The following is an 11,277-nucleotide window of genomic DNA, read 5'->3' on the forward strand; positions in this document are numbered from 1 at the left end:
ATGTTCGGACTGGAAAACCTGCTGCCCCTTGGTAATCGACCGCGGCGCAGCTACGGCGCGCGAGCGGTGGTGACCGGCGCGGGCAGCGGCATCGGCCGTGCCTTCGCGGTCGAGATCGCCAATCGCGGCGGCCACGTGATCTGCGCCGATATCGACGAGGCGCGGGCCGACGAGACCGTCGCCCTGATCGAGCGCAAATTCCCCGGTGTCGCGCACGCGTTCCGCTGCGATGTCGCGCAGCGCGAAGACGTGGAAAACCTTGCGCGATTTGCCGAATCACTGTTCGAGCGTCCGGTCACCCTGGTGATCAACAACGCCGGCGTCGGCATCGGCGGAACCCGGGTCGGCCAGGTCGGATTCGACGACTGGGAATGGGCCCTCGGCATCAATCTGTGGGGCGTGGTGCACGGCTGTGAGGTGTTCACGCCGAAGCTGCGCGCGGCCCGCCGCGGCGGCATCATCAATGTCGCGTCCGCGGCGGCCTTCACCGCCGCGCCCTCGATGGCCGTGTACAACGTGTCGAAGGCGGGCGTGCTCGCGCTGTCGGAAACGATGGCGGCCGAGCTGAGCGGCACCGGCGTCGCCCTCACCGTGCTGTGCCCGACGTTCGTGAAAACCAACGTGGCCAAGGACGGCCGGATCACCCAGCAGTCCGCGCGGCTGGCCGACACCTTGATGCGCTGGACCGGATTCTCCCCCGAGACGGTCGCCCGCAACACCCTCGACGCGCACGATCGCGGACAGCTCTACGTGCTGCCGCAATTGGACGCGCATGTGATCTGGCGGCTCAAGCGCTACTTCCCCGCCCAGTACACCTACGTTCTCGGCCTCCTGGATCGCGTACTGCCGCAGGACAACTCCCCCGCCACCGACCACGCTTCGGTCACCGACAAGACAGGAGTCTGACATGGCCATCGCAATGGACTTCGACGACATGCTCACCAAGATCAAGAACCGGCAGTGGGCGCTGGCCGATATCGACTGGGACGCACCGGGTGCCGAGACGATCTCGCCCGAATTGCACGCCCGGCTCAAGCCGTTCATGGCCGACCTGATGTGGATCGAGAACGTGGGCGCGCGCGGTTTCGCCGCCATGGCGAAGAAGGCGCCCACCGAAACGCTGCGCGAGATCTACCGGTACTTCCACGCCGAGGAACAGCGTCACGCCAATGCCGAGCTGGCGCTGATGCGGCGCTGGGGCATGCTCGACGGTGACGAGATCCCGCAGCCGAACGTGAACGTCAAGCTGGTGATCGACTTCCTGGACAAGTACGCCGACGACATGTCGCTGTCTTTCCTCGGCACCGTGATCCCGATGCTCGAGGTCGCCCTCGACGGCGCGCTGGTCAAGTTCATCATGGACGAGATCGAGGACCCGGTCTGCCAGGAAGCCTTCAAGAAGATCAACAACGACGAATCCCGGCATCTGGCCGTCGATTTCGCGGTGATGGATCTGCTCGGCCACTCCCAGGCCCGCAAGCTGTTCATCGACCTGGTCGGCGGCTGGATGAAGCCCTCGCTGATCATCGGCGTGCTGAGCTACGTGCCGCTGCTGAACAAGATGCGCGACAACATCGTCGAGATGGGCGTCGACGAGGAGAAGCTGTACTCCGCGCTGAAGCGCTACGCCAATGTCGGCGAGCGCAGCGAGTTCGCGCGCCGGCTGCCGATGTACCAGATCGTGAAGATGCACGGCGGCTGGGTGATCGACCGCGGCCACCCGTACCACCTGTTCGCCGACGCACTGGTGAAGATCACCGCGCGGGTGCCCAAGGCCCTGCTGCGCCGCGACCCGACCTGGGTCAAGGAAGTCACCTACGAGCCGGCGGCCTGACGGGATGGCAATGACGAACAAGACCCTGGACGTCGCGATCATCGGTGGCGGATTCGCCGGTATCGGTGCCGCGATTCGGTTGAAGCAGAAGGGCATCGACGACTTCGCCATCTTCGAGCGGGGCGAATCCATCGGTGGCACCTGGCGCGACAACACCTATCCCGGTGCGGCGTGCGATATTCCGTCCCGGCTGTACTCCTACAGCTTCGCGCCGAACCCGGACTGGTCGCACACCTATTCGGGCAGCAACGAGATCCTCGGCTACATCGAGACGATGGTGGCGGAGTTCGGGCTCGCGCCGCATCTGCGGTTCGGCCACAACGTGACCGGCATCGTCTTCGACGAAGCGGCCGGGCGGTGGGAGATCTCGGTCGAGGGCCGCGCCGACACCGTGCTCGCCCGCACCGTGGTGCTCGCCTCGGGTCCGCTGGCCAACGCCGGCTTCCCGAACATTCGCGGCATCGAAAGCTATGCCGGGCACAAGATCCACAGCGCCCGGTGGGATCACGACTACGACTTCACCGGCAAGAAGGTCGCCGTCGTCGGCACCGGAGCCAGTGCGGTGCAGATCATTCCGGAGCTGGTGGACAAGGCCGCCTCGGTCAAGGTCTTCCAGCGCACGCCAGGGTGGGTGCTGCCAAGGGTGAACAGGCGGACCAACGCGGTCACCAGGGAGCTCTACCGCCGGGTGCCCGCCGCCGAGCAGCTGGCCCGGCAGGCCTGGTTCTACGGGCACGAGTCGGTCGCGCTCGGCGTGGTCTGGAACACCCCGCTCACCCGGGTGGTCGAGCTGGTCGGCAAGGCCCAATTGCGCAGGCAGGTCAAGGATCCGTGGCTGCGCAGGCAGCTCACGCCGGATTTCCGGGCGGGCTGCAAGCGGCTGCTGATGACCGACGACTACTACCCCGCGCTGCAACGGGACAACTGCAAGCTGATCACCTGGCCCATCGCCACGCTGTCCGAGCGCGGTATCCGCACCGCGGAAGGCATTGAGCACCAGGCGGATTGCATCGTGTTCGCGACCGGGTTCGATGTGTCCAAGACCGGCACGCCGATTCCGGTGGTCGGCCGCGACGGACGGGTGCTCGCCGACGAATGGTCGCGCGGCGCATACGCATTCAAGAGCGTTGCGGTGTCCGGGTATCCGAACATGTTCCTCACGTTCGGGCCGAACTCCGGGCCGGGCCACAATTCGGCGCTGGTGTACATGGAGGCCCAGATCGACTACCTGGTGCAGGGCATCGACACCATTCTGAAGCAGGATCTGCGCGTCCTCGACGTCCGCAAGGACCGGCAGGACCGCTACAACGAGGGCATGCAGCGCCGACTCACCGGCACCACCTGGAACTCGGGCTGTAAGAGCTGGTATCTCACCGAGGACGGTTTCAACGCCACGATGTACCCGGGCTTCGCCTCCCAGTACGTCAACCAGCTGCGCACCGTCGACCTCGCCGACTACACGGTGGTGCCGTCGGCCGGTCAGGTGCGTCCGACGCGGATCGCGGCGGTTTCTTAGGTGATCGGTGCCGGAGGCGGGGGCGATAGACTCGGCTCCGGCACCGTGGCGGGCGAGGAGGTGAGTTCGATGGAGTACCGGATCGATGACCTCGCGCGCGCCGCGGGCACCACCACCCGCAACGTGCGCGCCTATCAGGAGCGTGGCCTGCTGCCGCCGCCGATCGGCAAGGACGGCCGGGCCAGCATCTACGACAACTCGCATCTCGAGCGATTGCGGCTGATCGACGCGCTGTTGCAGCGCGGGTTCACCACCGCGCACATCGGCGATTTCATCACCAGTTGGGAGACCGGCAAGGACCTCACCGAGGTACTCGGCCTGCAGCACGCCGTAACGGCCTCGTGGTCGAAGGACGAGACGTTCGAGGTGCCCCGGGAGCTGATCGGCACCATTCTCGGCGCCGAGGCCGATGAGCTGGTGGACCGGCTGCGCGAGATGAAGCTGGTGCGGCTCGAGGGCGACACCGTGGTGTTCACCGACACGCAGTTGCTCACCTCGTTCGCCGAACTGCACGAGTACGGGCTGGAACTGCGCACGCTCATCGAGATCTACGCCAAGGTGGCCGACCGGATCGATGACATCACCCACATCATGATCACGGCCGCCAAACAGCACATCATCGATGAGCACGGCCCCGGCTGGCTGCCCGATACCAGCAGCGAGATCGCCGACACCACAACGATGTTGAGCAAGATGCGGGAGCTGGCCGTCGCCTCGGTGCACGCCACGCTCGCCCGCTCGCTGGACGTGACCCTGCGCCGGGAACTCGGCGACTACCTGGCCACCGCGGCCGAACGCGAACGCGCCCGCACCGATCCGGCCACCTAGCGAGGCAGCGGGGAAATGGCCGAAACCAGCGGCTGATGAGCGCCGAAGCGCGCGCTCGGTCCGTACCGTGGTGCCATGCACGTCGCGCTGTTCACCGACTTCCATCCCGGCACCATGGGCGGAATCCAGACCTCGGTGCACGCCCAGCGGCGGGGGCTCGAACGCCTCGGCCACCGCGTCACCCTGTTCTGCGCGCCGCTGCCCGGCGCCGCGGCCACCGACCCCGATGTGGTGGTGCTGTCCGCGCTGGGCGGTGTGGTGGTGAACGGGTTCGCGATGGTGCTGCCGACCAGGTCGAACGCCCGACTGATCGACGCGGTGTTCGCTGAGCGGCGCCCGGTCGACGTCGTGCACACCCAGACCACCTACGGCGTCGCCATCGCCGGGTTGCGCGCTGCCCACAGGCACGGCCTTCCGGTGGTGCACACCGTGCACAGCCGCGACGACGTGTTCATCCAGCACACCTCCCCCGCCCCCTACCTGGCCGCGCTGACCATGCGTGCGCTGCACGGCCGCTTCGTCGCGCACCCCGAGCGGATGCCGCGCAACGACGAATCCCGGGCGGCCAGGCACGCCTGGCACACCATGGTCGGCCAAGCCCAGGCGGCGGATCGGGTGATCGTGCCGACCAACCATTTCGCCGAGCGCCTGCGCGCGCACGGGTTGACTCGTCCGCTGCGGGTGATCTCCAACGGCATCGATGACGCGCTGCTCGATCGGGCACAGGCCGCCCGCTCGGCCGAAACAGCCGCTGCCGCAACCGGGTCGCTGCGCGTGCTGTGGTGCGCCCGGCTGTCTGCCGAAAAACGGCTATTGGAGGCGCTCGACGCGGTGGCCGCGGTGCCGAACTGCGAGTTCGACATCTACGGTTCCGGCGATCTCGAGGATCGCGCGCGAGCGGTGATCGACGCGCGCGGACTCGGGGCGCGGATACGGCTGCACGGCGCGGTCGACCAAGCCGAGTGCCTTGCCGCGATGGCGAACCACGACGTATTGCTTTTCCCCTCTTCCGGTTTCGACACACAGGGTATGGCCCTGCTGGAGGCCGCGGCGATGCGGCTTCCGGTGGTCTACTGCGATCCCGATCTGGCCGAGACCGTGCCCGAGGGCGGCGGAATCCGCACCGGCGACCCGTCGGTGGCCGCGATCGCGGCCACGCTGCGGGAATTGGCCGACGACCCCGACCTGCTGGCGCCGATGCGCAAAATCCTCGCCGAGCACACCGAATCCGCGCGTCAGTCCCGGCTGACCGAGTCGATCCTGGACGTGTATGCCGCTGCCACACAGCAGGTTCCGGACGTGCCCACCGCGCCGGGACGGCTGCCGCTGATCGGTCACACGGCGGTCGCGCTGCGCGACGGATTGCGTTTCGTCACCTCGCTGGCCGAACTCGGGCCGATCGTGCGGATCTATCTCGGCCCGCGCCCGGCCTACCTGCTCACCACCCCGGAGCTGGTCCGCGCGGTGGGTTTCGGCGAGGCAGGGCAGTTCCACCGCGAGGAGTTGCGCGAGGCGATCGCAGAGGTCATCCGCGAGGCGTCCAATGTGCTCAGCGGCAAACCGCACGAGCTCCGCCGCCGGTTGATCGCGCCCGCACTGCGACAACGTCGTTTGAACGAATATGCCGTGGTCGCAGCGGATCTCGCGAATACCTGGTCGGCGGCGCTGCGCCCCGGACAGCAACTCGATCTCGCCGACGAGGCCCATCGCGTGGTGCTCGACATCATCTCCTCGACCCTGTTCACCGCGGACTTCGGCGCGCGCGCCAAACGCGAAGTGCAACAGAGCATCCCGTGGCTGCTCGGTCAGGTCATCCAGCGGGCCGCGCTGCCGCCGCCGGTGCGCCGGATGCGGGCGCTGGCGAACCGCCGCTTCGCGCGCACGGCGCACCGGCTGCGCACCCAGATCGGTGCGGTGGTCGCCGAATACCGCCGTGCCGACCGTGATTTCCACGATGTGCTGTCAGAGTTGGTCCGCCATCGCGACCCGGAGACCGGCGTCCGGCTCTCCGACGAAGAGATCATCGATGAGCTGCTGCTGATGCTCGCCGCCGGCGTCGGCTCGACCGCGTCGATCCTCGGCTGGGTGTGGCACGAGATCATGCGCCAACCCCGGATCGCCGATGAAATACGCAGGGAGCTGGACGATTTCGTGGGCGCCGGGCCGGTCACCGCCGAGCACGTCACGCGACTGCCGTACCTGCGCTCGGTCATCCAAGAGACGCTGCGCTTCTGGGGCCCGTGGGTCAGCACGCAGACCGCGGACGGCCCCGTCACGCTGGGCGAGACGACCCTGCCCGACGGCGCGACGGTGGTGTTCAGCCCGTATCTGATCCACCACAACCCGCACTACTATCCCGATCCCGAAACCTTCGACCCCGACCGCTGGTTCCCCGACCGAGTCGAGGAGATCGACAAGAAGGCGATCCTGCCGTTCGGCGTCGGCAACCGGCACTGCCCCGGCAGCAACTTCGCCCTGATGACCATCACCCTGGCCACCGCCGCCCTGTTCACTCACTGGCAGCCGGTCCCTGACCCGCTCTACCAGGTCACCGCATCGAACCGCGATTTCGTGCCCGCACCGTCCCGGATCCCGGTGGTCTTGCATCTCGCTCCGTAACCGATGAGATCCGCGACGTCTCGCCGTCAGAACAGGTATGCACACCAAGAATCTCGCAGACCTCTACTCGCTGCCCGCGCTGGAATGGTCGAGCGTGCGGGCGAAGCTCGAACAGAACATCCCGCAGGCGCCCGACACCGGCGGTCCGAACCGGCACTCCTATTGGCTGACGACCCTCGATCCTGATGGCAGTCCGCACATGACCGCGGTGGGCGCGCTGTGGCTCGACGGCGCGGTCGTGTTCACGACCGGCGCGCGAAGCCGCAAGGGCTGCAATCTCGCTCGTGATCCGCGCTGCGCGGTCAGCCTCTCGCTGCATGACTTCGATCTGGTCATCGAGGGGACGGCGAGTCAGGTCACCGACCCGGCGGTGGTGGCCGAGGTCGCCGCGAAGTACGCCGCGGACGGGTGGCCCGCCGCCCCCGACGCGACCGGGCAGGCGCTCACCGCCGAGTACAGCGCGCCGTCGGCGGGACCGCCGCCATGGCACGTCTACCGGATCACCGCGCGGTCGGCGACGGCCCTGTCCATGGTGGAACCCGGCGGCGCGACCCGCTGGACGTTCTGAGCGCATCGCCCCGGCCGCGCCCGGATCGCCCTGCCGAGCGGATACGGACCACGTACGCTACGTGGGGCGCGTTGTTCACAGCGCACCAGCGCGGAGCTCGGTGAGCACTGGTGCGGCGACGGCGCCGGCACGGGTACCGCGCTGATCCGGCGGTGCCGACCGTCGAGGGGATGGAGCCACCCATGGCACCCGGGCAATCGAGAGTTCCGCCGCAGGTGGTGGTCCGCGCCGTCGAACTGATCCGCTACGGGGTGGCGGTCGCCTATCGCAAGCTGGTACCCGGCCATATCGCGGTGATGGAACTGCTCGCCGCCGGATGGCTCACCCAGGCGATCCACGCCGCCGCCGAACTCGGCATCGCCGACGCGCTCGCGGACGGCCCGCGCAGCGGGGCCGACCTGGCCGAACAGGTCGGAGCCGACGAGGACGGGCTGCACCGGCTGCTGCGCCTGCTCATCGCCTACGGCATCTTCGCCCGTCGCCGCGACGGCAGGTATGCGCTCACGCCGATGGGCAAGGCATTGCGCCGCGACAGTGCCGTTTCGCTGCGCGACGCGGCGCTGTTCTTCGGCTCCGCACTGCACCGCGACCACTGGTCGCACCTGGTCGACGCGGTGCGTACCGGTAAGCCGGTCGGCCAAGCGCTGCACGGTATGTCGTTCTTCGAGCACGTGCAGGCCAACCGCGAACTCGGCAGGCTCTTCGACAACGCGATGACCAGCATCGGCACCCTCTCGCTCGGGCCGCTGCTCGCCGCCTACGATTTCACCCGCTTCGGCACCGTCGTCGATATCGGCGGCGGAGAGGGCACGCTCATCGCCGAAATCTTGCGCAGCGCACCGGAATCCACCGGCGTCCTGTTCGATCTACCCGAGGTCGCCGAGGCCGCGGCCGACCATCTCGCCGCGCGCGGTGTGGCCGAGCGGTGCACCATCGAGCGCGGCTCGTTCTTCGACACGGTGCCGCAGGGCGGCGACGTCTACATCCTCAAGCACATCCTGCACGACTGGCCGGAAGAGGATGCGGGACGCATCTTGCGCGCGGTCCGCGCGGCGATGAAACCCGATGCGCGCCTGGTGATCGTCGAACTGGTGCTGCCGGAGAACAATCACCCGCACCCGGGCAAGTTCGTGGATCTGGAGATGCTGGTGAACGTCGGCGGGCGCGAACGCACGGCCGCGGAGTATCGAGAGTTCTTGGCGCGCTATGGGTTCACCTTGCAGCGGGTGATCCCGACGGTGTCGCCGGACAATATTCTCGAGGCCGTACCGAGCTGAATTCGTTCGCCGCGTACGCCTGCCGGATGTCTACTCGGCGGTCAACGCACCACCGACCACCGCGGTCACCACCCGCATGACGGCGGCGGTATCCGGCGGCGGTCCCGTGCGGTCGGCGAACAGCAGGTGCCCCGTGCCGATCAAAGCGGGTGCGAGCGCGTCGATATCGGCATTCTCCGCAATCCGGCCGTGCACGCGTTCAGCGGCGAGATACTCCGCCAGCATCGCCGTCGCCTCCGACAGCAGCGGCAGCCCGGTCGACCAGCGGTGACGTAGCCTGGCGCGCAACTCGTCCCGGAACGTGACCAGGCCGACGATCGCCACCGCGACCGTCTCGAATATCGATGTCAGTGCGTCCGAGAGGTTTTCGACGACAGAGCCGGTGCCCGCCGACACATACAGTGCGGCCGAGAGCTGTTCCAACTCGGCGACACGATCCAGCACCAGCTCGGCCAGGAAGTCGTCGAAGTCGGCGAAATGCCGGTGCAGCACGCCTTTCGCACACCCGGCCTCGGTGGTGACCGCCCGACTGGTCAGTGCGCTCGGCCCATCCCGGCGCATGATCCGTTCGGCGGCGTCGAACAACTGTGCGCGCACGTCACGCATGGCGACTCCCGTTGGCACCGTGTACATCTCCCTTCATCAGTCGAAGCCACCCTTGCCGAGTGGGCGCTTGCCCATTTACAGTGGGCACATGCCCACTATACCGTCGGGGCAATCGCCCTCCCCTCAGCTCGAGTCCCATCGAGTCCGCGCGATCGCGGAATCATTCGGTATCGATGCCGCGCGCTACGACCGGTGCCGTCCGCGCTATCCCGCAGAACTCGTCGCGGCGGTCGTCGACGCCAGTCCAGGACCGCGCGTCCTCGATATCGGCACCGGCACCGGCATCGTCGCACGCCAGTTCCAAGCCGCCGGCTGCACCGTCCTCGGCGTCGAACCCGATAACGCATGGCCGAATTCGCACGTCACCGGGGCGCCGAGGTCGAAGTGTCCACCTTCGAGAGGTGGGACCCGGCCGGGCGCAGCTTCGACGCCGCCGTCGCCGGGCAGACCTGGCACTGGGTCGATCCCGTCGCGGGCGCGCACAAGGCGGCCGATGCCCTGCGGCCGGGCGGCACCCTCGCCCTTTTCTGGAACGTGCAACAACCACCGCCTGAACTGGAACAGGCACTCGCCGAGGTCTTCCGCCGCGTGGTGCCGGAATCCCCCATCGCGCACCTGCCCAAAGTATCCAGCGTCGAGATCTACACGGCGATGTGCGACAAAGCTGCCGACGGTATCCGCGGAACAGCCGCGTTCGACGAGCCGCGACAGCAACGTTTCGAGTGGACCCAGCGCTATACCCGCGACGAATGGTTGGACTACTCCGCCACCACCGGCGCCACGACCCGCCTGGCACCGGCTGTACTGGACGAGGTGCTCGCCGGCCTCGGCGCGGTCATCGATCGAACGGGAGGCGATTTCGTCTGCCGATACACGACCGTCATGGTCACCGCGACCAGAGCAGATTGATTGCTCGTATTGTTCGCCGACCGGCTATCCGATCTCTGGCCCCCGACATCCTTACGCCTCGTTACAGTCTCGGAAAACACCGATCACACCGTGCGACGAGATCGAGGAACCGATGACCACAACCATCACAGACGAGCAGATCCAACAGCTGGCCGCCTCCGCAAAGCCCTACAGCGTCGCCATTCTGCACTGGGGCCCGCAACGACACATGGACGGCGCCGCCGCAACCGAACTCGAACACCAGCGCCGCATGGTGACGCTGCGCGCCGACGGCATCATCGCCATCCTCTGCCCGGTCGTCTCCGACACCGTGGCCGGCATCGCCATCATGACCGTGGCACCGGAGGAAGCCGAAGAAGTCATGAACGCGGACCCCTGCGTCCAGGCCCAGATGATGCACTGCGAAGTCCACCCCTGCCTCAGCTTCCCCGGCGACACCCTCCCCGCCTGACCGGCTCGTTCGGGCAGTGGCGGGTAGGGATACGCGCAACGTGCTTCTCACGCTCGCCCCGGGTATGGATGACCGTCGCCACCGGTGTGATCGCCGCGAAAGACAAGGCGGCCGAGTGGGTGGTGGATCGGGTCGCGCCGGAGCACCGGCCGGTGTTCGCTCATGCGCGAGCCGTGTACCTGGGTGCGGCCGAGGAGAATTGGGCAGGGCAGGCGGCACAGCTCGAGCGGACCGCCCGGACGCTGCGTGCCGGGATCGAGCAGGCCGCCGCGGAATACGAGGCGTCCTGAGGACGATTACCTCGGCGTCACGAAAGCCCGCGTGGTGATGCCGAGGGTGTCGTCGGAGATGCAGGACGCGCGCATCGGCTGGCCGACCGCGGACGGCACCGATGCGGTGCCCGAGTAGGCGCCGAAGATCTGGCCGTCGGGCGTGCTGGGCGTCATCAACCCGAGGCATTCGACCTCGAGCGCGGACGCACCGTCACCGTCGTGGCACCGCGCGACGGCGTCGGTGACCCCCGGCTCGACGTAGCACGCGGCGGGATCTGCATGCGCAGACCCCGAACCCGCGATCAGTAGCCCGGAGGCGAGCGTGACCAGACAGCCGCCTCCACCGATACGCCGCAGCAGGGTCCTCACAGCAATCCTTTCCTCCGCGTTACATCGC

General features: G+C 67.8%; 12 protein-coding genes and 1 pseudogene. 11 read left to right on the top strand and 2 right to left on the bottom strand.

Annotated elements, in window-relative coordinates; all coding sequences use genetic code 11:
- The 7 genes from TY25_RS00245 to TY25_RS00275 all read left to right on the top strand — a co-directional run bounded on the left by TY25_RS00245 (position 1) and on the right by TY25_RS00275 (position 8,642).
- Complete coding sequence (locus tag TY25_RS00245) at positions 1–906, top strand: SDR family NAD(P)-dependent oxidoreductase (RefSeq protein ID WP_042253226.1); 906 nt, start codon at positions 1–3, stop codon at positions 904–906.
- Positions 907–913: 7 nt separating this feature from the next.
- Entirely contained in the window at positions 914–1,834 is a 921-nt protein-coding gene (locus TY25_RS00250; RefSeq protein WP_042253251.1) for a reductase, read from the top strand.
- 10 nt (positions 1,835–1,844) lie between these two features.
- The gene (locus tag TY25_RS00255) at positions 1,845–3,350 is read left to right on the top strand and encodes a flavin-containing monooxygenase (RefSeq protein ID WP_088606969.1); all 1,506 of its coding nucleotides are present in this window, start codon (positions 1,845–1,847) and stop codon (positions 3,348–3,350) included.
- Positions 3,351–3,419: 69 nt separating this feature from the next.
- A complete protein-coding gene (locus TY25_RS00260; protein WP_029899794.1) occupies positions 3,420–4,178 on the top strand; it encodes a MerR family transcriptional regulator in 759 nt (252 codons plus the stop codon).
- A gap of 75 nt (positions 4,179–4,253) precedes the next feature.
- Entirely contained in the window at positions 4,254–6,797 is a 2,544-nt protein-coding gene (locus TY25_RS00265; RefSeq protein WP_042253228.1) for a cytochrome P450, read from the top strand.
- A gap of 37 nt (positions 6,798–6,834) precedes the next feature.
- Positions 6,835–7,365 carry a pyridoxamine 5'-phosphate oxidase family protein gene (locus TY25_RS00270; protein ID WP_042253229.1) on the top strand — a complete coding sequence of 177 codons (531 nt, stop codon included), beginning with the start codon at positions 6,835–6,837 and terminating at the stop codon, positions 7,363–7,365.
- Between the two features lie 182 nt (positions 7,366–7,547).
- Positions 7,548–8,642: a methyltransferase gene (locus TY25_RS00275; protein ID WP_042253230.1), complete on the top strand. Its 1,095-nt coding sequence runs from the start codon at positions 7,548–7,550 to the stop codon at positions 8,640–8,642.
- A gap of 30 nt (positions 8,643–8,672) precedes the next feature.
- Here the strand turns inward: TY25_RS00275 and TY25_RS00280 are convergent, their stop codons facing one another.
- Entirely contained in the window at positions 8,673–9,248 is a 576-nt protein-coding gene (locus TY25_RS00280) for a TetR/AcrR family transcriptional regulator (protein ID WP_226887473.1), read from the bottom strand.
- A gap of 88 nt (positions 9,249–9,336) precedes the next feature.
- On the opposite strand from TY25_RS00280, the pseudogene TY25_RS43790 reads away from it, so the two are divergent.
- The 4 genes and pseudogenes from TY25_RS43790 to TY25_RS40235 all read left to right on the top strand — a co-directional run.
- Positions 9,337–9,534, top strand: a pseudogene (locus tag TY25_RS43790) (SAM-dependent methyltransferase); the annotation flags it as partial.
- A 59-nt stretch (positions 9,535–9,593) separates the two neighbouring features.
- Positions 9,594–10,157 carry a class I SAM-dependent methyltransferase gene (locus TY25_RS00285; protein WP_226887558.1) on the top strand — a complete coding sequence of 188 codons (564 nt, stop codon included), beginning with the start codon at positions 9,594–9,596 and terminating at the stop codon, positions 10,155–10,157.
- Positions 10,158–10,269: 112 nt separating this feature from the next.
- Entirely contained in the window at positions 10,270–10,608 is a 339-nt protein-coding gene (locus TY25_RS00290; protein ID WP_042253231.1) for a YciI family protein, read from the top strand.
- Positions 10,609–10,676: 68 nt separating this feature from the next.
- Positions 10,677–10,898, top strand: coding sequence for an aminoglycoside adenylyltransferase domain-containing protein (locus TY25_RS40235; protein WP_052382697.1), 222 nt, complete (start codon positions 10,677–10,679; stop codon positions 10,896–10,898).
- A 6-nt stretch (positions 10,899–10,904) separates the two neighbouring features.
- On the opposite strand, the gene TY25_RS00300 is transcribed toward TY25_RS40235, so the two are convergent.
- On the bottom strand, positions 10,905–11,249 hold the full coding sequence (locus TY25_RS00300; protein WP_042253232.1) for a hypothetical protein: 345 nt from the start codon (positions 11,247–11,249) through the stop codon (positions 10,905–10,907).
- Positions 11,250–11,277 lie beyond the last annotated feature (28 nt).

It is taken from the genome of Nocardia brasiliensis NBRC 14402 (genome assembly GCF_000308475.2).
GTDB classification, from domain to species: domain Bacteria; phylum Actinomycetota; class Actinomycetes; order Mycobacteriales; family Mycobacteriaceae; genus Nocardia; species Nocardia brasiliensis.